26 protein-coding genes and 1 pseudogene are annotated in these 24,290 nt (G+C 48.4%); 6 read left to right on the top strand and 21 right to left on the bottom strand.

Features of this window, described 5'->3' with window-relative positions:
• Both KNP72_RS14585 and KNP72_RS14590 read right to left on the bottom strand, forming a co-directional pair.
• Positions 1-497, bottom strand: a 497-nt coding sequence (locus KNP72_RS14585; RefSeq protein WP_214834152.1) for an alcohol dehydrogenase catalytic domain-containing protein, incomplete at its 3' end; no start/stop codon positions are given.
• A gap of 322 nt (positions 498-819) precedes the next feature.
• Positions 820-3,075 carry an ATP-binding cassette domain-containing protein gene (locus KNP72_RS14590; protein WP_131472579.1) on the bottom strand — a complete coding sequence of 752 codons (2,256 nt, stop codon included), beginning with the start codon at positions 3,073-3,075 and terminating at the stop codon, positions 820-822.
• Between the two features lie 286 nt (positions 3,076-3,361).
• Here KNP72_RS14590 and KNP72_RS16110 point away from each other — a divergent pair.
• A pseudogene (locus KNP72_RS16110) lies at positions 3,362-3,841 on the top strand (IS30 family transposase); the annotation flags it as partial.
• A gap of 185 nt (positions 3,842-4,026) precedes the next feature.
• Here the strand turns inward: KNP72_RS16110 and KNP72_RS14595 are convergent.
• A protein-coding gene (locus KNP72_RS14595) for an IS3 family transposase (RefSeq protein WP_131472581.1) occupies positions 4,027-5,146 on the bottom strand; the annotation gives its coding sequence in 2 pieces (ribosomal slippage) (positions 4,027-4,879 and positions 4,878-5,146; 1,122 coding nt in all).
• Positions 5,147-5,246: 100 nt separating this feature from the next.
• Here KNP72_RS14595 and KNP72_RS15985 point away from each other — a divergent pair.
• Positions 5,247-5,381, top strand: a complete 135-nt coding sequence (locus tag KNP72_RS15985) for a hypothetical protein (RefSeq protein ID WP_255418329.1) — start codon at positions 5,247-5,249, stop codon at positions 5,379-5,381.
• Entirely contained in the window at positions 5,378-5,581 is a 204-nt protein-coding gene (locus KNP72_RS15930; RefSeq protein WP_232819670.1) for a hypothetical protein, read from the top strand. Before KNP72_RS15985 ends, KNP72_RS15930 begins: the two co-directional genes overlap by 4 nt.
• A 77-nt stretch (positions 5,582-5,658) precedes the next feature.
• Here KNP72_RS15930 and KNP72_RS14605 read toward each other — a convergent pair whose 3' ends face one another.
• The 3 genes from KNP72_RS14605 to KNP72_RS14615 form a co-directional block, all read right to left on the bottom strand.
• Positions 5,659-6,600, bottom strand: coding sequence for a DNA/RNA non-specific endonuclease (locus KNP72_RS14605; RefSeq protein WP_214834155.1), 942 nt, complete (start codon positions 6,598-6,600; stop codon positions 5,659-5,661).
• 56 nt (positions 6,601-6,656) lie between these two features.
• Positions 6,657-7,037 (bottom strand): hypothetical protein, encoded by a 381-nt coding sequence (locus KNP72_RS14610; protein ID WP_029596478.1) that lies wholly within the window; start codon positions 7,035-7,037, stop codon positions 6,657-6,659.
• Between the two features lie 124 nt (positions 7,038-7,161).
• Positions 7,162-7,443: a hypothetical protein gene (locus tag KNP72_RS14615; protein ID WP_029596479.1), complete on the bottom strand. Its 282-nt coding sequence runs from the start codon at positions 7,441-7,443 to the stop codon at positions 7,162-7,164.
• 143 nt (positions 7,444-7,586) lie between these two features.
• Between KNP72_RS14615 and KNP72_RS14620 the strand changes: the two genes are divergently transcribed.
• From KNP72_RS14620 to mphN, 3 genes are all read left to right on the top strand, one after another.
• The gene (locus KNP72_RS14620) at positions 7,587-8,429 is read left to right on the top strand and encodes a ComEC/Rec2 family competence protein (protein WP_131472583.1); all 843 of its coding nucleotides are present in this window, start codon (positions 7,587-7,589) and stop codon (positions 8,427-8,429) included.
• Entirely contained in the window at positions 8,426-8,650 is a 225-nt protein-coding gene (locus KNP72_RS14625; RefSeq protein WP_024127775.1) for a DUF3006 domain-containing protein, read from the top strand. Before KNP72_RS14620 ends, KNP72_RS14625 begins: the two co-directional genes overlap by 4 nt.
• Positions 8,651-9,188: 538 nt before the next feature.
• Complete coding sequence (gene mphN, locus KNP72_RS14630; protein WP_131472585.1) at positions 9,189-10,079, top strand: macrolide 2'-phosphotransferase MphN; 891 nt, start codon at positions 9,189-9,191, stop codon at positions 10,077-10,079.
• A gap of 69 nt (positions 10,080-10,148) precedes the next feature.
• On the opposite strand, the gene KNP72_RS14635 is transcribed toward mphN, so the two are convergent.
• From KNP72_RS14635 to KNP72_RS14705, 15 genes are all read right to left on the bottom strand, one after another.
• Complete coding sequence (locus KNP72_RS14635) at positions 10,149-11,585, bottom strand: ImmA/IrrE family metallo-endopeptidase (RefSeq protein WP_131472587.1); 1,437 nt, start codon at positions 11,583-11,585, stop codon at positions 10,149-10,151.
• Between the two features lie 4 nt (positions 11,586-11,589).
• A complete protein-coding gene (locus KNP72_RS14640; protein WP_131472589.1) occupies positions 11,590-11,877 on the bottom strand; it encodes a hypothetical protein in 288 nt (95 codons plus the stop codon).
• Positions 11,878-11,882: 5 nt separating this feature from the next.
• Positions 11,883-12,332 carry a hypothetical protein gene (locus tag KNP72_RS14645; protein WP_131472591.1) on the bottom strand — a complete coding sequence of 150 codons (450 nt, stop codon included), beginning with the start codon at positions 12,330-12,332 and terminating at the stop codon, positions 11,883-11,885.
• A gap of 9 nt (positions 12,333-12,341) precedes the next feature.
• Positions 12,342-13,496, bottom strand: a complete 1,155-nt coding sequence (mobP2, locus tag KNP72_RS14650) for a MobP2 family relaxase (protein ID WP_138858527.1) — start codon at positions 13,494-13,496, stop codon at positions 12,342-12,344.
• Entirely contained in the window at positions 13,489-13,740 is a 252-nt protein-coding gene (locus KNP72_RS14655; protein WP_029596487.1) for a hypothetical protein, read from the bottom strand. Before KNP72_RS14655 ends, mobP2 begins: the two co-directional genes overlap by 8 nt.
• Positions 13,741-13,932: 192 nt before the next feature.
• Positions 13,933-14,772 carry a coiled-coil domain-containing protein gene (locus KNP72_RS14660; protein WP_214834158.1) on the bottom strand — a complete coding sequence of 280 codons (840 nt, stop codon included), beginning with the start codon at positions 14,770-14,772 and terminating at the stop codon, positions 13,933-13,935.
• The gene (locus tag KNP72_RS14665) at positions 14,773-15,351 is read right to left on the bottom strand and encodes a hypothetical protein (RefSeq protein ID WP_214834161.1); all 579 of its coding nucleotides are present in this window, start codon (positions 15,349-15,351) and stop codon (positions 14,773-14,775) included.
• A 30-nt stretch (positions 15,352-15,381) separates the two neighbouring features.
• The gene (locus KNP72_RS14670) at positions 15,382-16,488 is read right to left on the bottom strand and encodes a lysozyme family protein (RefSeq protein ID WP_214834164.1); all 1,107 of its coding nucleotides are present in this window, start codon (positions 16,486-16,488) and stop codon (positions 15,382-15,384) included.
• Complete coding sequence (locus KNP72_RS14675) at positions 16,488-18,440, bottom strand: VirB4 family type IV secretion system protein (protein WP_214834167.1); 1,953 nt, start codon at positions 18,438-18,440, stop codon at positions 16,488-16,490. The genes KNP72_RS14670 and KNP72_RS14675 overlap by 1 nt, the downstream gene beginning before the upstream one ends.
• Before the next feature lie 17 nt (positions 18,441-18,457).
• On the bottom strand, positions 18,458-19,078 hold the full coding sequence (locus KNP72_RS14680) for a hypothetical protein (RefSeq protein WP_214834170.1): 621 nt from the start codon (positions 19,076-19,078) through the stop codon (positions 18,458-18,460).
• A 1-nt stretch (position 19,079) separates the two neighbouring features.
• Entirely contained in the window at positions 19,080-19,379 is a 300-nt protein-coding gene (locus tag KNP72_RS14685; RefSeq protein ID WP_214834173.1) for a DUF5592 family protein, read from the bottom strand.
• Positions 19,380-19,385: 6 nt separating this feature from the next.
• Positions 19,386-21,350, bottom strand: coding sequence for a pLS20_p028 family conjugation system transmembrane protein (locus KNP72_RS14690; RefSeq protein ID WP_353048466.1), 1,965 nt, complete (start codon positions 21,348-21,350; stop codon positions 19,386-19,388).
• Between the two features lie 20 nt (positions 21,351-21,370).
• A complete protein-coding gene (locus KNP72_RS14695) occupies positions 21,371-21,778 on the bottom strand; it encodes a hypothetical protein (RefSeq protein ID WP_214834179.1) in 408 nt (135 codons plus the stop codon).
• 16 nt (positions 21,779-21,794) lie between these two features.
• Positions 21,795-22,037: a hypothetical protein gene (locus KNP72_RS14700; protein WP_024127790.1), complete on the bottom strand. Its 243-nt coding sequence runs from the start codon at positions 22,035-22,037 to the stop codon at positions 21,795-21,797.
• A gap of 16 nt (positions 22,038-22,053) precedes the next feature.
• On the bottom strand, positions 22,054-24,288 hold the full coding sequence (locus KNP72_RS14705; RefSeq protein ID WP_214834182.1) for a VirD4-like conjugal transfer protein, CD1115 family: 2,235 nt from the start codon (positions 24,286-24,288) through the stop codon (positions 22,054-22,056).
• Positions 24,289-24,290 lie beyond the last annotated feature (2 nt).

The raw sequence follows: 24,290 nt of genomic DNA on the forward strand, positions 1-24,290 counted from the left end.
TCAGATAAAAATAATACTTGTTCATCTTTTAAATCACTATCTGGCACAACAAAAGAAGAAAAATCAGCATATGGAACTCTTAAATATTCAGCTTGACCACCCCAAAAATTCCCATGCATTTTTCCAAATCCAAATAACGCACCGTTATCCATCTTCCAGTTTGCAGGTTCTTCATTAGATTGATCACATTGTGATTCCATTTGGTTATTACAGTAAAAACAATCGCCACAACCAATATTAAAAGGAATAACGACACGATCACCTTTTTTTAGATTCTTAACTTCTTTACCAACTTCTTCAACAATCCCCATTGGTTCATGTCCGATAACAAAATCTTTATCCATAAACATATCGCCTTGATGATATAAATGTAAATCTGATCCACAAATACCTGAAGCAGTAATCTTAATAATTGCGTCAGTTGGTTCAATAATCTTTGGATCTGCAACTTTTTTTACTTTCATTTTCTTTTTACCTTGAAATGTTACAGCCTTCATACACATTACTCCTTTATTATATAATATCTGTATAACACATTATTAATACCCCTAATTTTAAATGATAAAACCTTTATACATATATTATTACCTTTACACAAGATTAAATATTCAACAAACTATTTATTTAATTTTACTTCTTAATTATCGAAAGATTTATCAGCTATGTGAATACCTATTAATTCACTATCTTTATTAAGGATAGGGGCTCATATTGCCCAAATGAAGTATCAGCTTAGTATATCTTCTTATTACATATACTTGCTTTTACTTTACCATCACTAAAAATATCTTACTTTTTTCACCACTAAATACACTCCTCTTATTTTTGAATGTAATTAGATAAATGTTTCCCAGTTACGCTATCTTGTATGCTAAGGACACCTTCTGGGTAACCACTGTATAATAATCTTCCTCCTTGTTGACCAGCAGCTGGTCCCATATCAATTAACCAGTCTGATTCTGTCATCATTGACAAGTTATGCTCGATTAGAACGACGGTATTACCTTCATCCACTAATTGATTAAATAATTCGATCAGCACATGGATATCCCTTTCATGTAACCCTGTTGTTGGTTCATCAAAAATAAAGATGTGGTCAGTCACTTGATTGATTAAATACTCACTGAGCTTTACACGTTGAATTTCTCCACCTGAAAGTGTGTCCAATGATTGTCCAAGTGTCATATAGCCTAGACCAGTGGCAGCGAGGGATTTTAATATCTCCAGAATTTTATGATGTGTATTGAAGTAATTTATTCCTTCTTCCACCGTTAATTGTAAGACATCTGCAATAGAGTAACCATCTACTTTAGCATCTAGAACTTCCTGTCTATAACGTGTTCCATGACATACTTCACAAACTTGTGAAAAATCAGGCATAAACGCAAGTTCTGTTTTAAGAATTCCTTTTCCTTTACAGTTTGGACAAGCACCTTCAGAATTATAGCTGAACATACTTTTCTTTAGCCCTGTCTCCTTACTGAAAAATGCTCGTAATTCATCAAATGTATTGGTATAAGTTAATATATTTGAACGATTTGAAACATTAATAGCTTTTTGATCGATGAATATAACATTTTTAATCTGTTTAAACCCAGTTTTTATGAGCGTACTCTTACCAGAACCAGCAACCCCTGTAATAACAGAAATAGCATTTTTAGGGAGATACACTTCAACATTTTTGACGTTATTTTTTGTAACTGGACCGATATGAATCATTTCTTGAGATGACCTTGGAACTTTTAGTTGATGTTTTTCTTTGAGTTCTTGTCCAGTCGCAGTGTGGGAGTCGAGAAGTTGATCGTATGTTCCTTCAAATGTAATTCTACCCCCATTTTTACCGGCACCTGGTCCTACGTCAACAATGTGATCTGCAATCTTAATAATATCAGGATCGTGTTCAACCACAATAACTGTATTTCCTTTATCCCGAATAGACATAATTATGCGATTGATATTTTCAATATCTTCAGGATGCAGTCCAACACTCGGTTCATCGATAATGTATACGAGATCGGTCAGTGGGCTACTTAAATGACGAATAAGCTTAATACGCTGAGATTCACCACCTGATAATGTAGGTGTTTCTCGACCAAGTGTCAAATAACCAAGTCCAATATCAACTAGAGATTGAAGTTGCTGTTTAAGCGGCTTTACAATATATGCAGCTGTTTTATCAGTAAGATAGTCTAAAAACAGGATATTTTCTACGATACTTTGATTTGTAAAATCAGCAATATCTGCACCGTTAATTTTGCAGCTTAAAATACGTTGATTTAAACGTTTTCCGTGACAGTTAGGACAAACCATTGTCGTTACAACACGCTCATATTCATCCGGCCACCTGCTTTTTTCATAGCCATCATTAATAATAAACAGTCGCCTGAATCGATAGACGACCCCTTCATATTTTGCAGTACGGGGCCATTCTTCAGGAGGATTGGTCAGTTTGGTCGGCTCTAAATAAAGTAATTGATGCATCTCTTCCTTCGAATACTCTTTCAGCTTCTTATCATTATCAAATAGACCCGAATGCGTATAGCTTTTACCACGCCAGTGATCTGGTCCGAATGTAGGAAAATTAATTCCATGTTCGTTTAAAGATTTGTCATAATCCAGCAATTCATCGATATCAATTTCCTCGACATATCCTAAGCCTTGGCATCTCTCACACATTCCTGCCGAATTATTGAATGAAAATTCATTTGAATATCCGACAAATGGTTGACCAATACGAGACCATAGTAGACGAACAGCAGAATAAATGTCGGAAATTGTACCTACTGTAGAGCGCGAGTTACCACCAAGTCTTTTCTGACCAATGACCATTGAAACAGGAAGATTTTGAATGGAATCTACATCAGGTTTCTCATAATGAGTTAATTGATTCTGTATATATGTAGAATAAGTTTCATTGAGTAGACGCTCAGATTCAGCTGCAATCGTACTAAATACTAATGAAGATTTTCCAGATCCTGATTTTCCTGTAAAAACGGTCAATTGATGCTTTGGAAGACTTAACGAAACATTTTTTAAATTATTTTGTCGTGCACCTTTGATGATGATATTTTTCATCCCAAACTTCCTCTCCATAATTAAATATATTTATATTTTTTACCTTTTTAACGAGAAATAAGTTTATAAGTATCAATTTTAAAGTTCCAAATTTTTAGCTGAATTTCCGATTATATTCTATTAAAAAATTTAGGGAAATTCTATAATCAAGTTAGCCACCTACGGTGTGCTTTAAAAAATTTAAATGTACGCAGATTGTAAAATTAAGCTAGACAACTAAAAAAGCCTTCTGTGCTAAACTTAATATGTATTTCCGACCAAAGAAAACATTAAGGAGTTAGCACAAATGGCCTATACACACCTTACCACGGATGAACTTGCGTCCATAGAATTATATTACCACCAGAAAATTTCGGTCAGTGAGATCTGCCGGAGAATTAAGCGTTAAAGAGAGATCGTCTATAATGTAATTAATGCACTCAAAGCAGGTATATCTGTACTGGAATTCTATCAGAACGATAAGAAAAGAAAATCTCTTTGCAGAAGACGTAGAATCGTCCTTCCTAAGCATCAGATCAGTTATATTCAAAAAAGGATAGCCGACGGCTGGACACCTGACACCATCATAGGCAGAAATGAAGAATCTATCAGCTGTTCTGTTAAAATTCTGTACAGAATGTTCAGAGAAGATATTCTTCCTGTTCACTCACTTCCGATGAAAGGGAAAAGAAAACCTAACAGTCATCATGAGAAAAGAGGTCGTCAGACTTTCAAACGTCACATTTCAGAAAGAACAGTTGAATTTCCTGACTTTGATAAAGCGTTCTAAAGTGGATCCCATTGTCAAAACACTAATTTTATAATAATAAGGTGAAAACAGTCATTCTTCTTGTCCTTGTCCCATCTTGCAGACCCAGCCTTTCCTATGCCAGGTTCTGTCAAGGGCGTATTTTCCCTTGACAGGTCCTGGGATGGGAAAGATAATTGCTCCGAGATGGCAAGGACAGTAACCTACTGAAAATAGATGGATGCCGGTGTCCTATAACCCAATGACTGGTGGGGACGTTCCCAGTTATAGAATTCCATGTAGTCACGGATGTTCTGTCTCGCTTCTCTTGGTGTCCCGTAGTCCTTCAGATAGACCTCTTCGTACTTGAGGCTCCGCCAGAAACGTTCGATCATGATGTTATCCAGTGCCCGACCCTTGCTGTCCATGCTGATTTGGACGGCAGGCTGTTCCTTCAGGAGGTGGATATATTTGGAACTGGTGAAGTGGCTACCCTGGTCACTGTTGAAGATGTCCGGCTGCCCGATCGTGAAAGCCCGCCGGACGGCATCCAGGACAAAACCTATTTCCAGTGTCTGGTCCAGTTCCCAGCTGATGATATACCGGGAGTGCCAATCGATGATGGCTGCCAAATACATCCAGCTATCCTGCAGGCGGATATACGTGATATCAATGCCCCAAGCCTGGTTGGGACGGGTAATGTTCACCCCTTTCAGTAGGTATGGATAAATGCGATGCTGCAGGTTGCGTTTACTCAGATTGGGGCCTGGATAGAGAGCCTGTATGCCCATCTCGCGCATGTGACGCTGGACCCTCTTGCGGTTGATATTCACCTCTTCATTTTTCAATACTTCGGCAATCCTGCGTGACCCGTAGAACGGATATTTGGTGTAGATCTCATCAATCCTATGCTTGATGGCAACCTCTTCAGGCGAAGGGGCAACCGGCCTGTAATAAAGGCTGGAACGATTGAGCCCAAGCAGATCGGCCTGTTGGGAAACAGGAAGTTTACTGTTTCCCCATTCCATCATCTCTACCCGTTCCTGTCTAATCGTGGTAGATGCCAGATTTTTTTTTGATCCACGACAGCTGCGTGGTTAACTTTCCGACTTCTGCATAGAGATTTTCCAGTTTCTCTTCATAGTCGGCTCTCATCTTCTCTTGGTCCTTGTTCTGTTTCTTGAACACTTGTGGCATCTCTGACAGGAAATGTGTTTTCCACTTATGCAGCTGGTTCACATGGATGCCATGTTCGGAAGCAATCTGGCTCATTGTTTTTTCTTCCTTCAAGATTTCCAACACAACTTGAGTTTTGAATTCGGGTGTATATCTTTTTCGTTTCATATACCTACCTTAACATCTCCTTTTTCGTGTCTGAAATCTTGGGTCCATTATAAAGAGACAGGGTTATGTGGTGCGCGTGGCATCGATCAAGAATTTATCCATGACGTGGATGCAACCATCGTGTTGGACCGTCGGGGCACACGCGACATTGTCACCGGATGTCGAGGCATGTTCGATTTTTGTGAAGCGTCTTATGGAGAACTGTTCGAAAGAGCGGGGCGATTGGTCGGAATGAACGACTGGAAGGCGACGCGCAACGGGGGATCAAGTGATGCAAAAGTATTTGCGGAATTCGGTATTCCGTCTGTGAATCTATCCATCGGTTACCGTGACGAGCATACAGACTTCGAGGAAGTTGACTATTGTGCAACATTTGAGACGGTGGTACTTGTCGAAACAGTCCTTAGTCATCGTCTGATTCAACAAAATAGCTGAAAAAATAGGAAGGCAGCACTTGAAAAAAATGCTGCCTTCCTATTTGCAATTTTCCTTGTATTAAAATGATTCTATTTTTATTCCCCTACCATTCCGTCATTATCGTTATCACGCATATAGGGGTAGAGCCAATGGTCGCTCATAATCGGCATTGTGAAACCGGCGTCTTTCGCTTCCTGGATCGTCACCTGACCGTTTCCATTCGTATCTACGCTCGAGACCTCACCTGTGGCTTCAGGTGTAGCTGCGGGATCCGGTTCACTTTCTGTGAGGCCGAGCGCTTCGTTCACCTCATCCGGGTTCACGTTGTCGAAGGAATCGGTAACGACATTTCCTTTGACCGTATAGGTGTACTCATAGTGTGACGGAATATGAGTTTTCGTATCCGGATAGGTGATGATCGCCTCGAAGTCGGTCGCGCCACCTGCCTTACGGATCACATCCTCCATATAAGCCTGGTCCCCGTAGCGGTTGAGCGTGCTATCCTGTGGTGTGATGTTGTAGGCGTTCGAGACGCCCCCGAGCGAGTCGGCGATGACATGACCCTCGTCGAGATCACTGTGTTCGACACCCGGCACCTTCGCCTCGTCATGGTAGTAGCGGCCATCTGAGGTCACATCCTCCGAATCATCATCCTGCAAGATGATCTGATCGGCGATGACACGAATCAATTGACCATGTTCGTTCGTGAACGCCCAATACTCACGATCCCCATATCCGATATCGACGATGACATTCGCTTCACGATAGCCGGATACGTCCCCACCATCAACGTCAATCAGTTTATAGCCGGAGAACAGATTGTTATCCGAATTTGTGACCGTTTCTTCGGCTTCTGCAGGCTCTCCGGAAGTCGTCTCTGTATTTGAGTCGTCTGTGCTCGTTTCAGTCGTATCGACGACTTCTTCTGTCTGAGTAGCAGGCTCCTCTGCTTTCTCATTTGTAGAAGGGGTGTTTTCACTGGTACAACCGGCCATCAGCAGGATGGCCAAAGGCAAGGCTAAGTAGGTAAATTTCATTTTGTTCTCCTTATAGCATGTATATATGTAGATGAGTCAATACGATCTATGTTCAATTATATCCTCCGCATGTTTACGATGCGCCAATCCTTCACGTTTTGTTCGTCCATATGTTGAGTGACGCGTTCGATCATTCTAAATCGTTCGCGCTGACAAAAGTTGTAGGCTTCTTCCGGTAATGGCAGTTCGACCTCAATCGTGACTTTCACTTTTTTTCTTCGTTTGTTGAATCGATTCAGCAAATGATGTTCCAGCTTCGTGATGAACGCGTCGTCACCAATACCCTCTTCTGACTTCAGTACGCCGGTTATCTCAGGACTGATTCCATCAAGGTGGTGTTTGATTTCAAACGGTGTCGCATCTAAGTACTCGCAGAGGTGATCAAAGCGCAGTAACTCTGTACCGTGATATTGCTGGATCCATTCTTGAAGTCGCATGAGGAGAACCCCTTTTTAGTTCAAGTGTACCTCGTAGGGTTTTAACAAACAGTGACGAAGTCGTGTACAGCGTATGTAAGGTGCCGCACATGAGACTTGTTCGATTTCGTAATTCTGTCCTTCCTTAAAAACGGACTTTGTTCTGAGCCTCCATCTCTGCCAGCTTTGCCTTTTTCACATCAGGATCAGTGGTGAACCGATAGCTGCTTCCCTCATGGATCCAGGTCTCATCAAGGATAATGCCATTCATAATGTGGCGATACGGCATGGCGGTACATAACGTGTATCCCTTCAGATAGTGTGCAGCTTCCTGAATGGAGACACACTCCTTTACTTCTACCCCGTCTTTAAAAATCAGGACCGGTTTATACGTCTTGTTTATTGCGATTGGTTTTCGTAAATCCATTTCTCTCACTCCTCCTATCATCACACCTTACCTATTTATGTATGTGGTCAACCGCAGGAATTAGAAGCTATTTAACAAATAGCGGATTATAATAAAGGTGTGTTGGATAATTTTACAATAATTTTAAAGTGGAGTGATAGAAGATGAATAAATTGATCAAGATTGGGAGTGCCGTTCTATTTAGTGGAGCGCTATTGGTGTCACCATACGGGGAAGCATCAGCCGCTACGAGCATTAAAGTCCATTACATCGATGTCGGACAGGGAGACGCCATCTACATCAAGATGCCGAGCGGTGAGGACGTCATCATCGACGGGGGTAACAAAGGAAAGGGCGATGCCATCGTCGCCTACCTCAAAAAGCAAAAAGTTGACGATATCGAGGTATTGATCTCGACGCATCCGGATGCGGATCATATTGGTGGATTAGACGAAATCCTAGATGCCTATCGTGTCGAGAACGTCTACGCGCCGAAAGTGAAGCACACGACCCAGGCTTACAAAGATTTTCTGCAAGCCGTCAAACGGGAAGGGAAGACCATCAAAACGGCACAGGCCGGCGTGAAGCTACCGATCAAAGGCGTCAGTGCGAAGTTTGTGGGTCCGGTCAAATCCTACTCGAACAGTGACTTGAACAACTGGAGTGCAGTCCTTCATGTAACGTACAAGAAGAACACGTTCTTGTTCACGGGAGACGCGGAACACGTTTCTGAGAAGGACATGATGGCGAAGAAGCAGACGCTCCGTGCAGATGTCTTAAAGGTGGGACATCACGGTGCCAAGACGTCGACAAGCAGTACGTTCCTGAACACGGTCAAACCGAAGCATGCTATCATCAGTGTCGGGAAGAACAGCTACGGCCATCCGACTTCCGAAGTGGTGACGAACTTGAAGCGTCAAAAAACGAACACGCTTCGCACAGATAAGAATGGCACGATCATCATTACAGGGAACGGTTCAAGTTATGCCGTAAAGAAATCAAGATGAAGCGACGAAGAGGTATCATCGATCGATTTGAAGGGGACTTGGCTGTCGTCGAATTCGGAGAAGTGATGGAGGATATTCCAAAGTCACGACTTCCAGACACGGTTCAACCTGGTGACGTGCTTTGGTTTTATGAAGATGGGAAAGTTGAAGTGGACGCCAAGGAACGCAAACGATTATCGAGTGATATCGATGAGTTGATGGATGAGCTTTGGGAAGATTAAAAACGAGTATCAATTATTCATGATTGTATTTTTAAAACTTACAAATCAGTATTTTTTAATAAAGACAAATCGGCAAATAATTTTTATCTAAATATAAAGCTCGATTGACATTGAATAAAAACTGATATAAAGTCAACAGCATAATATTCACTAGGAGGATTGTTAAGAATGATGCACGCCGGGAGATTACGCCACCACACTTTGAACAATGGCTAATTGAATATGTTCAAAGGCTCTGTTTTCATAAAACAGAGTAAATGGGAGTAGTCTGCACATTTTTATCAATCTTTGACGAAGAAACCACACACTTACAAACATAGCAGATTTACAACTCTTTTTGTCGTGTCCTTTTATTTTTGATAATGGACGCTTCTTGGTTGTAGCTCATTTACTCTTGATCACAGACACCATTTTGTCTGTGATTTTTTTATGACTTCATTTAGTTAAGTCTAATTAGAAAAGATTGAAATGAAAAAGTATTAAAAATGCATACATTTCACTTGCTTATCGCACAACATAAAAATTGGAGGAACAAATCATGAACGAATTTAAACGGCTTGCAAAAAATAAAGGATTAGATGTGTTAGAGAATAGCATTGTGGTAAATGAATCGGGTGTTGATTTTCAAGTTGCTTATGCAAAAGATACGCTTGGTAGCAAGTGGATACTAAGAATTCCTCGAAGATTAGATTCGATGAGGAGCGCCTTGAAAGAAAAGGGGGCACTAGAAATTATGGAAGAACATGTGAGTTTTCAAGTTCCAAATTGGTCAATTTTTGATGATGAACTAATTGCGTATAAGCAATTAGATGGTGTTCCGGTTGCAACAATTGATGTAGAGCAACAAGATTACATCTGGAGTTTTGACAAAGAGAATACACCACAATCTTACTATCAGTCATTAGGTAAAGTGTTGGCAGAACTACACACATTACCACATCGACACTTCAAAGAAATCGGTATCAAAACTCTATATGCTAGAGATTTAAACAGTTCAATGAAGATACGGATGGAGAAGGTGAGACAGAAGTATCATGTGAATTCAGAGCTATGGGAGCGTTGGCAAGAATGGTTGGCGAATGATTCGCTATGGCCATCGCATGTAGGTGTAAGCCACGGGGATTTACACCCTGGCCACATATTAATAAATAAGAATTTTGAGGTCTCTGGTTTGATAGATTGGACAGAAATTAGTATTGCGGACACATCTGTGGATTTTCTATCACATCTATTACTGTTTGGTAAGGATGGTTTGACAAAGTTACTCGATGCTTACGACAATGCAGGCGGAAGAACATGGCCAAGAATGGATGAGCATATAATTGAGTTGTTAACAACCAGCGCAATAACTGTAGCTGAATTCGCAGAGATATCTGACCTACAAGATATGCGTGAAACAGCTGCTCATATGCTTACACAAAATGTATGAGGTAAAAGCAATGGCAGCGCTCTGAAATTGAAAAGGGTATGAATTTTTAAATCATCATACCCACGAATGTCACCAGAGTCTTTCGATGTTAAACAATGAAATTCTTGAAAGGGACTTTTGTTCTTCATCTAACAACACGTCATGCCAGTGATTTTCAAGCGATTTCAGGACCGGTCTCTCCAAACGATTGGTTTTTTCAAGATGGTGTAAAGGATGTACGGCACTTTCCGGGACGAAGTGACCACTGACCAATGGTTGATTCGGTAATGCGATTGTATAAGCCACAAGCTGATCTTCACTGAAGTCATGATTATTGGCGATGCCGAACTGCTGAAACCCGAGACCCATACCATGAATATACATGAGCGGCTCATCGACGCGATCCATCTTCAGGTTCGTCTCGAGGGCCGCTTTTGAGTTCAGATAGGGCTCCACCTCCTCGGGGAACACACTTTGTACGGCATGCACCCGTTCATAAAGACTGAGGTCAGCGTCTTTCCATCCCATTCGCCGCTCCAGCTGTTCAAGGTAATCAAGAGGGCTCTGTTCTTTCTCCTGTTGTAAGGTGTGTACTTTTTCTAAGTGTGACTCGATATGGTCGAGGAAAGTTGCGGATGTCTGGTGGACCTCCTGCAACAATTGTTCCTTGTCTAAAAGTTCCTTGTCTTTCGTCCAACCGGCCAGATAGGAGAGCGAGAAGTCGTCCGTCGGGAACCCGAGTTGATGCGAGACGACGTAGGCGACCATCTCGGCCTGGAACTCCTTCTCGGGTGCCGTGAGTGGTTTGTCCCGTTCGAGGTTCCGCTCTTGGTTGTGTAACTCAGAGTGAGCGAGCTCATGGATCAGGACGGTGATGTCCTCGATGGATGTGTTCCGCGGATTCAAAGCAATCGCATGCAACTCCGGATAGTAACAGCCCTTTGCCGTCCCGATTTCGTCGAGCGGTTCCTCCAATAGTGTCACATTCCGGGCATCCGCGAGCGTCGTCAAGGCGTCACGGATGTCTTGTTCGTTCTCGAGCCCGCCGTCCCGGTGATACCGTTTGAAGATGCCCGAGACCTCGATTCCTTTCTCGCGCGCGTCGGTCTGTGTGTACTCGAACACGTGACCAATCTTGAAATACATCATCTTGCGTGACGGGACTCGCCCTTGTTTCACGCCGTCCTTGATCGACTTCGGTGCCTTGCTGAGCGGTACCCATTCATCTTTGTGTAAGGCGTACGTCACCGGGTTCGGGACGAACACCTTGATGCCACGTTCACCTTTTTGAACCTGTGCGCCTTGCTTCTCCCAGAACGGATAAGAGCCGACTGCGACTGCGCCGGGGAACTGGGATTCGATCAAGACCGCGTTCCGCATCGAGTATTGATGGAACTTGCCGAGGAACTGTAGATGCTCACGAATCTTTTCCGGGCTCTCGAAGTAGCTGTCGATCTGTTTTCCCATTTGTTCCGTCAAGGTTTCGAGCTCGGCCTTCCGCTCTTCGTTCGTCTTCATCTTGGCCATTGTGTCAGACTCCTTCCTTCAACAAGGCGGTGACAGATTCATCACTATCCGCAAATTCGTTCAGTTCACGTTCGAGTTGTGGCGATAATTCCGGTATGTCGAGTAACAGCCGTGTCCGCTCGAAATTGATGGGAAGCAAGACGATCTCGTCTTGCGCGATGGTTGTTAAAAGCTGGTGCTCGGAAACGGACACCGGGATGTCGTACCGTTTTCCATAGATGAGGACCGTGACGGTATCGGATTGAAGCGTCAACAGTTGTCCCATCGTGAAGGGACGGTCAAGTGGTCGCATAAGATTCATCCTCTCTCAAAAGTTAAAGTGTCCTTCTTCTGTTTTTGATGCTCGATACGTTCCTGGACGACACGTTCCGCCGTCGCGAGGAACGTCGGCTTGAACTGGTCCGTCGTCATGATGTCCTCGATGCCCTCGGTCTGCATGAGTGCCTGCAGGAGCTCTGTCAGGATTTGCCCATGACGGTCAGAGCGGTTCGCGGCGAGTCGTATCCGCTCGAGTTCCGTTGAAACCTGTTCATTCATCATTTCCTCGATATGACGGGAGACCTGCGTGCTGATCGAGCGGGTAAGGAACTGCATGTCCCACTTCTCGTCGGCCAGTTTTCTACGTTCTTCTGCGATATGGTCGATGACCTGACCGAGGTGGCCGAAGCGTTTGTCGTCGGCGAACTCTTCTAAATACGCGACCGTCTCCGGTTTCAATCGAAGACGGATCTGTCTCAACTCTTCCATCGTCCTCCCTCACTTTCCATATTCGATGTCCCGCTCCAACTGTTCGAAAGCGCGTTGGTTATTCAAATGTTCGAACTCGTCGTTCATGTGCCGCTCAATCCGGTAGAGTGATTCGTTGAATATCTTTTGTTGTTTGAACGCACGTCGGACCGGATGCTTGGGGGTCTTATTTTTCTCGAATATCACCTGTTCTTTTGACAAGTCGCACATCTCGGAGAGGATGGCATTCCCCATCCGCGTGTAGAGGTCCTGTCGCTTCGTCGTCCGGTACCGCTCGGCCTTCTCCGTGTCGCCGTAGCTACGACGATGGAACGACACCTCTTGCTCGAGCCGCTCGTTGAAGGCCTGGAACTCTGATTTGAAGTGAATGTCGATGTAGCGGTCGGTCAAGCGGTCGAGCGATTCACGGAGTGGCTGCATCCCGTTCATGTTGTAGCGCCATTGACGTTTGTCCTCCGGCAACCGTTCATAGATGTCCTTGAATTGACGGACGAGTTCGGGATGCAGGACACGGTTCGAGAGCATTTGAATCTTCCGGTTTCGTTTATGGGTGACCAGTTCGTCTCTTATGAACGCATTCAGTTTCTCCTGTTCTTTCGTCCGGTCGGCGAGGGAATGGATGACCTTCGACTTCATCAGCTCGATCGATTTTGGTTTGCGTTTGCCGCGCTCGCGCATATGGCTCGTCTCGACGATGGCGACATGGACGTGGATGTTGTCGGTGTTGTAATGCACGGCGCCGGTCCAGTAGGCATGGACCATCTTTTCTTTTTGGAGCATCGCCTCGACCGCGTTCCGTGTCGCCTGGATCAACCGTTTCTCGTCGACGAGGTCATCGTGGAGCACACCCGTCTCCCGTAGCCAGGCGTTATCGAACGAGATGACGTCCTGCCAGAGGATGCTCCCGTCCGCTTGTGCGTGTTTGAAGATGTCACGGACGGTGCGACGCTTTTCTTGGTCCAACCGGTCGTCCTCGCGTGTGAAGAGACCGCTCGATTTCGTCTCGTCTTCCATATAGTCGTGATACGTCTCGAACTGATCGGGGCTGTCTTTCGCATCCGGTCGATTGATGTAATCGAGGTATGTCGTGTAGCGACGTGACTTCTTTTTTGTGCTCGGCACCTTGAACTTCGACTTGATGACGACGCCCGGTGTCTCACGCATCCTGCATCACCTCGTTCAACAAACGGGTCACCTCGGCGAGCTCGTCTGCGCTCCGTTTCAGGTGGAGCGTGTTCGCCTCGAGCTGTCGTTCGAGCCGCTCGACCTGCGTCGATTGGATACCGTTCGCGCACCAGGAGGCAAGCAGTTCTTTCAAGTATTGTTGCCGGGAGCGATTGTGTTCCTTCGCCCATTCATCGATCTGCTTCACGATGACGGGGTCGATGTCGCGGAGTAACAGATCCATTTACCTGACCACCTTTCTGGAGGCTGTATATTGCCAATGTCCTAAAAGTTCGTTCAAAGAGCATAAGGGGAAACTGCTATCACTTGTCGTGATAGCCCAGGCAGAGCCTGGGGTTTCCGTGATATCATCAAAAGTCCGAAAACGGCACGAAATGTGCCAATAAAACCAACGATTTGGCACGAAATGTGCCACTTAAATCGACAGTTCCCGGAGCCGGACGCGCAGTTTGTCGTGCTTTTCTTCGAGCGCTTGAACCGACTGTTCGAGCTTCTCGAGTTCAAGTGTGAGCTCGTCACGCTTCCGGCCAAGATCGAAGATCTCGTTTTCCTGTTCGACCTGTTCGTCGAGCGAGAGGTAGGGAAGTTCGCCTTCGAGCTCCTCTTTGTCACGGTCGAGTCGCTTGATCTGTTGCCGCTGCGCTTCGACCGACTGCTGCGCTTTTTCTAACTGGCGCTCGGTCTCCGCGAACTCGTCCCCGACGAATAGTCTCGTGAAAGTTATCTCATCAGATGAACTGTGGTTCGCCTGTTCGATGGTCCGGCGGTCGGCATAGAGGGACGTCAAAAGACTGTTCTCACGTTCCTCGGATGTGAGTGTGTCGATTGATTGTGACTCGTCTACCCCATAGATTCGGACGGCGAGCTGGTCGAAGTCTCTCGGCACGTCCTTCAATTCGAGCACGTATTGGTCGTTACGTTCGTACAGCACCATGACTTCCTTCTCGGAATCCGGACGTGCCTTATAGACATAGCGGAAGAGATAATCGTTCGTGTTACCTGGTGCTTCATCGAGCGAGAGTCGGATGCGTATTGTCTTGGCCTCCGTATCGTAACTGGACGCGTGGAGTGTCACGGTCTCCCCGTTCGAGAGACGGATTGCCTCGTTGATTGGCGTCTCATTGACCGGCGATTCTTCAGCAAAGAAGAACGACGAGGTGCCGAAGAAGAGGAAACCGATGACAAAGAACACGCCGAGCCCGAGGTAGAACTGGGAGACGTTCTGGGTGAGACGTCGTCGCGTTTGTCGCCGCATCTAAATCCCTCCTTCCGATATCAGGTCTTCCATCTCGGTGACAACCAGATGTCCATTGATGGACTCGAACGTCAAGGCCAACAGCTCTTGCGTCGTCTCTTCATAACCCGTCTCGGTGATCAACAGGTCCTGTTCGAATCGCACGAGACAATCTTCTCCGGAGACAGAAGGGAACACCTCGACGTCGCGGACGGTCGTCTCGAACGTGCCGACATCACTGCCGTCAGCGGCGAAGAGCGTGGCCGCGAGATCATCCGACATGACGTCTTTCGCCTGTCGCTTCTGGGTCGTATAACTGTCCTTCGTGATGGTGAAGGCGTACTCGACGAAGCGCGTCGCGCGTATCGTCAGCTCTTCCATTCGTTCCGTCTCCGTCGAAGCGACGACTGGTGCAGTGTCTGACGGCGTATTCTCGGAGGTTGCCGATTCAGGGGAAGTGACACTCTCATTTTTCGTCTCGCTCGTGTCTGAAGTACTCGTGACCACCGTCACTTGTTGATAGAAAAAGACGTTCGCTGCGACTGAAATCAGGAGCAGTACCCCGAACAGATACGCGAGGTGACGTGCAGTGAAGTTCATTTTTCCTCCTCCTTTCCATACATCCATGACTCAAAATCCGAAGACCGGGGCGGGGTCGATATGACCGGACCATTCGCTCGTCTTGATCTCGAAATGCAGATGGTTCCCGCTCGATCGGCCTGTCGTGCCACAGTACCCGAGCGCCTGCCCGGCCTTGATTTGTTGTCCCGTCTGGACGCCGAGACGACTCAGGTGCGCGTACGCCGTGATGTAGTTGTCGTGTCGGACTTGGACGAGATTGCCGTACGGTCCACGATTCCCGCTATAAATGACGGTGCCGCTCTTGACCGCGTGGATCGTGTCGGACGGGGTGCAACTGAAGTCGATACCGGTGTGGTTGTCCCGTTGTCCGAAGACGACACGCCACCCGAAACGCGATGTCACGTTGAGCGGGATGGCGAGCGGGGAACGTAACCCCGACAACAGTTCTTTCGTGATGACCCCGTCGGCGATGGCGACCGGCGCGAGGTATTTCAACACCGCGTCGACGTATTCGATGTCCCCGTAACAGGCACCGTGCTGGACCGCGCTCGGGCGATGACAACGATAGATGCCGGTGTGTTTCACGCGTTGGTACATCATCTGCGAGAAAGAGATGGCGAGTTCTTTCGAGTAGCGCCCACCGTTCTCCTGGACATAGTCAATAAAGCCGCCTCCGAAGTTGTAACTCTGTAGCGTGAGCTGCACGTCACGGTTCGCCCGTTCGAAGACGGAGGCGAAATGTTCGACGCCGTAGACGATGCTCTCCTCGGGGGAGGTGATGCATCCGATGCGTCCACACTTCGATTCGCTCGCCTGCATCGGGTCGTTCCCGCGTCCGCCGCTCTCCTGCATCATGAGCGCGAGTACGAGGTTCGTCTGTTCGGCCAGTCCGTGCTTCGACAGTTCCGATTCGACCAAGCCCCGATATTGGAGCACCTGGTCGCTTACCTGTAGACCTCCTGCGGTATTGAACGTGACGTCGGTCGGTTGTTCGTTCTGGACACCTGTGAGCGTGTCGAGGATGCCGACAACGAGGATGACCAGGAACAACACGAGTGCCGCGATGCCGAGCAGGATGAGCCGCCACTTGAGCGTCGCGAGCTGCCATTTCGCCGTGACGGCGAAGCGGGCCGTCCGTTTCGCGGCCGCCCACATCAGGCACCCCCACCGAACAAGGCGAGCTCTTCGGGTGCGACATCGACGTCAAAGATGAGGTTCTGCACGCCGGAAATGCTGAGGACGACACGCCCCGTCTCGAGCGAGGGGATGATGCGCATCTCGGAATTCGAGAGTTGGCCATCAAACACCGTCTGGATGATTGGGATGCTCTCCGCGTCCTGTTCGCCGATGATCTTGTATTGCGTCAATTGGAAGAGCGACTTGACGTTCTCCGCATTCTCGGACTTCGATCCGGCCGGCACGAAGTCGGTGATCAAGTGTGACACGAAGAAGATGCCGCCGAAATACTTGCGCGCCTCGCGCATGCAGCGTTGTAGATACAGGATGGCCGGTTGCGCAATATCGCGCGTGTTGATCAAGTGGTGCGCCTCATCGATGACGATGAGGTACTTGCATGCCTCCTCGGTCCGGAGCACGCCCTGGTTATAGGCCTTCAGTTGACTCGAGCCGTTGGCAATCATCCCGTCCCACAGCATATTCATGAGCGAGAACACCTGCGCTTGAAACACCTCGTCGCGCAGGCTTGTCAGGTTCCGGAGCGGGAACGACACGATGAGCTCCTCGTCGAATCGGTCGATGGAAGAGTGCCCGTCGAAGATGTTGCCATAGTTGTGGACGAGGTTCGTGACGGCGAGCTCGATGTTCTCGAGACGCCGTACCCGGTTCGGACTGATCGCTTCTTTGATCGAGGTGCGTGTGTCGTCCGTGTAGAGCTCACGCCGCACGAGTTTTAAGAAGTCGGAGAACGTCGGGTACCGGTTCGCCGGATGCGTCGTGATCGGCAGTTCGCCCTGTTCGTCCCAGAGCCCGTGCCGAACGTACAGGTCCCGGAGCAGGATCTCGAACTCGTTCGTCTCTTCTTGCGTCGCCGCCGGGTTGATGTAGTGATAGAACACGGCCATCTTCGACAGGTGCTGCATGAACGAGAGTGCCTCGTTGGCGCTGCCGTCGTTGTTCGTCACGGTCTTATAGACATGGAGCGGATTGATGAGACCGGCCGACCCGTCAAGCGCGATCTCTTTCCCGCCGAGCTGATGCACGAGGTCCGAGAATTCGCCCGTGACGTCGAGGATGCGGATCTTGTTGCCCTTGATCGCCTGGTCGAGCACCGTCTTTTTGAGGAGCGTCGACTTGCCGGATCCCATCTTGCCGATCATGAGCGCGTTGTAGAACTTGCGTTGCTTGTCCTTGTGGAACAGGTCAAAGATGACGCTACCGTTCGTGTCGGTCGTCCCGTAATACGTGCCGGTCGCGTCCTGGAGCGACGTGAAGTGGAACGGATAGCCACCGGCGATGGAGAGGGACGGGATCTCTTTCCCACGCCGTCGGTTCGGTAATTTCTGTTGCTGGTCATAGCTCGTGAACAAGCTTTGCCATTCCCATTCCTGTTCGTTCAGGAAGATCGTCGAGCGGAAGTTCCGAGCCTCGAGCTCCTCCATCACTTCCTGCACTTTCACCTCGAGTGCGTCAAGTGTCTTCGCCTTCACATAGAGCCGCAGATGCAGATATTTCATCGTCTCGCCCTGGGTGATCTGTTCGTAGAGTTCGTTCAGTTCCTTATACGTCTCCCGGGCATCGATGCGGTCGATATTGTCTTTGGCGGTCTCGAAGCGTGTGTTCTGTTCGGCCATCGACTTGTTGATGGTCTGGATGATTTCACGCTTGTCGGCCGTCCCGATGTCGAGCGTCGTCAAAACGCCCGGCATGTTAAGAATGGGTTCGAGCCAGTAGTCATAGACGAGCGACTGATATTTATAGACATGGAGACAGGACAGGTAGCCGTCCCCGAGCCGGACGAAGTTGGCCTCAAACCGAATGCCGCCCTGCGGTTGGATTTTGGCGATGACGTCGGGGTTATAGCCTTTCTCGATCTTGACGGTCTCCGGGTCCGGTTGTTTGGATAACTTTTCACGCAGGCGCTGCCACATGCGCTTCACTCCTTTCTTCAGGCGTCGAGTTGCGGTTTCGTGTTCGGGTTGTTCAGCTGATAGAGCACATTGATCTTCTGGTCGAGTGTCAGCTCGCGCATCGGGTTCGAGCGGCGTAGCAGTTTATAGAGATGCGTCTTCCGCTCGCGTAGCGTCCGCTCGTCGTCGGCATAAAAAAAGAGGAGATAATCTCGATTGGTGCGATGCTCCTCGAGGTATTCGAGCTCCTGCTTTTTCTTCAACAAGAAGGGTAGATAGGCCGATGTCTGATTTTGTCGAATCTGTCGCTCGATGCTGATCTTTTGCCGCTCGAGACTGAGCGGTGTGTTCAATGGCACGACTTTGAACGGGTGCGTGTACGCCTGCAGAAGATAGGCGAGCGAGAACACGTCATGGTCTTTTTCCTCCTCATTCAAGGAGTAGATGTCCTTTGAGGTGAGCTGGACCATGTCGAGATAGGTCCCGTCGCGCATCTCGAACGCCTCGGTCCCGGTGATGTCGACGACCGGCATCAGTTCGGCAACTGTCGGTTTGACGACGACCTTATCTTTGACTTTCCGTTTCTCGACCACGTCCTGTTCGTCAAGCCAGGTGCCCGTGCGTCTCGGTTCTTTTAGCGTGTCTTCGATAAAGGCCATCTCAGTCACGTCCTTTCGTGTGCGCGTCGAGCGCGAGATAGGTGTCTTTCCGTTTGATGAGCGCGTAATAGAACGCGTGGACCATCCGCTTCTGTGGGTTCGTCGCCGGCCGGAGTACCATGAACAGTCCGAAGACGACGAGAAAGACCGTGAACGGGATGTGCAGCACGGACGGGATGAACGGGAGTGTCACGAGGCGGAGCACGATGAGCCCGACAAGGAACAGGAAGTCGTGCAGATAGAGCATCTTGTTGATTTTCAGTTCGGTCGTGACCTCGTTCGGGATCCGGTATTTGCGCATGGGTCATCACTCCTTTTTCTTTATGTTGTCAGGTTTCGGTGGCGAGGTCGGATAAATCCGTCGTGAATCTTCCTGTTGCTGGCTATGACGGTGTGTCTGATTCTCACGAACCTGTTCGATGACCTCGGTCTCGACGTCGAGCACGGTGTCTTGATGGATGGTGCGGCGGGCGCGTCCTTGGCGTTTCTCTGTTGCCGCATCACTCGAATTCGCCGCAGATGACGAAGACGAGGATGAATCGTTTGAATTTTGGGCCTCATGATGTGTCGGTGACGTCGCGTCGTTTCGGGCTACCGATTCATTGTGACGGTGGTCTGGTCTTGATGCGGCATCAATGGACCCGGTAACCGGTTCGATAGTCGACGAAGTAGGGATTGGAGATTGACTAGAACTTGAATGATCGTGAACCGACTCCGGTCTTTTCGTCTCCGATGAAGTTGTTTGATAGTCGGGTCCACGTTCGATATTTGATTCCGGATTCGTCGCATGGATTGATTCTGGAGACGTGCGGTCCGACGCTTCGTTCACGTGTTGGGAACCGTGCACTTCAAGCTCGGTTTCTTGACCGTTGTTTGGTTGCGCAACGTCTTGCGGAATTGTCGGTTTATCTTGTTCAGGTTGAGTGCGACTGGCGGTTTGAGCGGTCTGACCGATACTATCTGGCTCGGTTTGTCTTTCGATGTCCGCTCTTTGTGGAGCTTGGTTCGCCGCACTAAGCGGTGAGGCGTTATGCGGCACGGTGTTTGAATCCATCCGCGTCGTCGCGGCCTCATGGAGCGATGGCATCTTTGGTGCGCCCTGCGCGGCACGCGCGACTTTCGAGACCGCGTGGGCACCGACCGAGGTCACGCCTTTCCCGGCGGCATAGGCGCCGAGCGCGACACCCCAGCCCCGTTTGAGCCCGGCATCGATTCCGAACAGCCGCTCGACCATGTTCGGCCCGTCAATCAAGGCGACTGAGAAGGCGATGAGGGCGATCAGATAGGCGAACCCGTCCAACGTCTCCGCGAGATAGGCGGTCCCAATCGTGTACAGCTTGATGGAGACGAAGATCAGGATGATCACGAGGAACGTGTTCAAAATGCTTTGGATGACCTTCTTCGTCTTTTGACCACTGTGCAGGTCGGCAGGTGCGACGAGAATCGCCAAAACATAGTTAAAGGCGAGCTCGAACGAGAGGCGCGCCAGTTTATAAGCGATCGAGAACAGCGTGAAGCCCATGATTCCGAGTGTCACGAAGATGGTCAACCAGTTCGGCTGATAGCGGTAGTAATACTGGTTGTTCCATTCGACGCCACCTTGGTCGAGTTTCGAGGTTCCCATCGTTTCACCATTCCAGGTTAGTTTGGACTGAGAGATTTGTTCGCCAGTACTTCCCAAGCGAAATTCATTACTATCGAATACCTCGTTGATATCGATATTTCGTAAATGACTTTGAGGCAGAGAGTTCAAAGCCTCACCTTCCAAACCGGAAAAATCGTTTCGGTCATATTCAATCAAATCATGAATGTTTTCTCGTAAAATCTGATTTGATATCGATTCACCGGAAGAGTTTTCGCCAGAGTTTTGAGTTGTGAAATCAATCGCGGTATCACTGAATTCACTTACTTGCGTCATCGTTGGAGATAATAGTCCGAGAATGAGCAACGTGATAAACAGATTGATTAAAAATCCTTCCCGATCAAATTTCTTTTGAAAAATGATGAGGTAACCCGTGAATAGGAAGCTAGCAGCTAAAAGAACGTACAAAAAAGGTTGAATCGTAGAAACGAATTCAACCACTTGAGAGTTATTAAAAAATGTTTTAGTTAGTAATATGCTGTCAGTCACTTTTTCAAGTCCATCAATCAATACTGCTAAGCCACGTATTAAAATCCAACCCATTGAGCGGAGGGCATCCAGTACCAGTGTACTGAGACTAAGGATATCAGTGAACTCTTGTAGCTTATTTACGACTTCGTTATCACCCATAGAATCCCTCCATTCAGAGGCTATTTAATGAAGTTAGTAACTTGATCCTTTAATTCATCTTCTGTAAGAGCAGATACATTTAATTCACGACTGATTTCACCATCAATCATCTCATACAATCTGCCACCTTTAAGTTCAGAATGTTCTTGGGTAGAACGTTCTTCAAGATCTTCCCCATTAGGCTGAAACGGATTGAATAAGAGAACGTCTTTCTTTTTTTCCGTGGCGACTTCTCGCACAGTATCAACGTAAGCCCCTTCATTACCTTGACTGTCGCTGTCTACAAGAACGTATGCACTTTCTTGCTCAGTTTTAATATCTGCAATTTCTTCAACAGAAGTCGTAGAAAGATAATTCGAACTTTCGGCACCACATGATGCTAAAAGTAACGAACTTCCGAGTAGGACACCAATCAAGATTTTCCTCATAACGTTTACCCCTCCGTCAGACGATTTTCCCCTTCAGTAGATCCGCGATTTTCAGGTTGACCCGGAAGTCGAACTTATCTATTAGTGTAACAGTTTTTGGGGTGTCTGAGGTGTCGTCCTGATAGACGGTCAGAAAGCCGTCGGTCGTCTGGATGTTGAGCACGTCGCCCCGTTCGAGGCGGACGCGTTGCGTCTCGATGATTCTCGCGACGACACGCAATTCGTTCTGGATTCGCTTCTCTCTCGCACTCTCGGCCATGAATTCGGCCTCCTCTCTACGGTGTGCCTTGCTTCAGTTTCTCGAGTCGCTTCGCAATCATCGTACTCAAAAAGCTCTTTTGGCTGTCGGTGACGTCGTAGACTCCTAGGTTCAAGTTCGTCTCGAACTCGGGGAGGGACATCTCGCCGATGTCATGTCCTTCGAACATCGAGCGCAGGATGCTGTCCTGTAGTACGTCACGTACCGGCAATGACTTATCTTCCTGATTCGATGGTGTATTGATTTCCGTCTCGTCTTCTTTCTTTGCGAAGCGGATACGAATCTGTTCGAAGTCGAGACCGGCGTGACGGCATGGGATGTCGATGTCATGCAGGGAGCGGTCCGTGTCGAAGTCGTCCGCCAGATATTCGTAGCGGTACTTCATCGCCGTCTTGCCGCTCAGGAAGATCGGATACGACTGGATACGCCGTTTCTTCGTGTCCTGACGCTTGATGACACGGATGATGAGCATCTCGCCTTCCTTTAGCCCCATGACCTCGGTCGCTGTCATGAGCCGGCGGCCGTCGACGTTCTCCGTCTTCGATTTCTTGAGCGAGAACGTCTGACCGGATCGCGATTTCGTGACGATGGTCGCCTCACCGAGCTTCTTCGAGATCAGTTCGGCGGTCGATTCGTCCGCGGTCAACAGATAGTGCGTGTTCCCACAGTTGCCGTCAATCGTCTTCCAGTCCTCCCCGTATAGGTTCTCGAGTTGGGAATAGGCCTGGATGACGAGATTGAAGCGCATGTTCCGGCCGAGACAGACGGTGATGATGTTGGCCATGCCTTCGATCGGTGGCATGTTCCCGAACTCGTCGAGAAGGAAGACGACCTGACGCTCGCATTTACCTTGTTTCGTCTGCGAGGCGACCCGAGCGAGCGCCGTGTACACCTGTTTGATATAAAGGGATGCGATGACGTTGAATGTCGGGTCATAGTCCGGAACGATGAGGAACACCGCCACGGGACGGAGCTGATGCATCACCTCACGGATCTGTATCGTCCCGTCGATTGCGTAATGGAACCGCCCACTCTCCTCGTCATGCGCTTCCAACTGGACCGTCGCAGTGCTTGAGTCGGTTGAAATCTGAACGACGTCCCCAGATTGGAGCGGCGACGTATGGTAGATGATGAAACTGCCATCGTCGTCCGTCGTGAGCGCATGGATCGTCCCATCGGGGAACGTGAACATGAGTCGTGTCAAAGGCTCGGTCCGTCCACTGATCCAACGGTTGAATCCGATGCGTTTCATATCGAGTGAGTTCATCGACGTCAGCTTCCCGGTCCCGTTCAACGTGAAGATACCGAGCTTCGCGTTCGTATTGGCCAAAATACTCGCCCGTGTCTGGCCACCCGAGAAGTGGAGCGTCGCGAACTGGAGCCGGGCCGGGTGGTTCTCAGGGAAGCGCTGAAAGAACTCGTCCAGTGCGGAGATCTCCTGTCCTTGTCGCGTCACCACCGTCCGTGATCCTAAATCCGAGAGCATGAGCGCGACGTTGTACATGTTGATCTTCTCTGGTGTATCTTTCGCCTCCTCACAGAGCCCGAGGATGAGCGCCGTGCACAGGTCGATCGACGAGTTGGCCCAGAACGGGTCCCGTGCCTTCGGGTCATGGTACAACATGAAGGCGACCGAGCGTGCATACTGTTGGGCGAGCGAGTAGTTCTCCTCGAGGAATGCGTCGATCGTCAGTTGCAACAGGTTGTACGACATCGATTGGAGCGGGTTCATCAGGTTCAACACCTCGACCTGATACCCGCGTTGCTCGAGCGTTTCCTTCGAGGCGGCGAAGAGCTCGCCTTTCGGGTCGTTGATGATAAGACTGGCCTGATCACTGGCTCGACTGTACAGGTCGATCGTCGAGAACACGAACGTCTCGCCCTTCCCGGATCGGGTCGTCCCGATGACGAGGTTGTTGACGGGGGAGTCATCGATGAACAGCTCGTTCTTGACCCGTCCGACGGGGACACCGCCCAATCCGTCATACCGCTTCTTCCGGTCCGGGACACGACGATACTGTTGCTTCAATTCATCGAATGAGGTGAAGCGGGCGCTCCCTTTTTGATTCTTCCGAAGATCCCGGAAGTTCAGCCATACCTTGCCGAACACGACCAATCCGATGAACAGACTGAACACCATCAGTCCGATCAAGACGGTCGAAGAGGGAAGACTCACCTCCAAGAACATGGAGGGTGAGAGCGTCGGAATCGTCGCCCCGGCCAACAGCCCGTCTTGTAATATCGGGGTCATGA

Origin of the sequence: Exiguobacterium sp. s152 (assembly GCF_018618335.1) — a bacterium.
Lineage (GTDB): Bacteria > Bacillota > Bacilli > Exiguobacteriales > Exiguobacteriaceae > Exiguobacterium > Exiguobacterium chiriqhucha.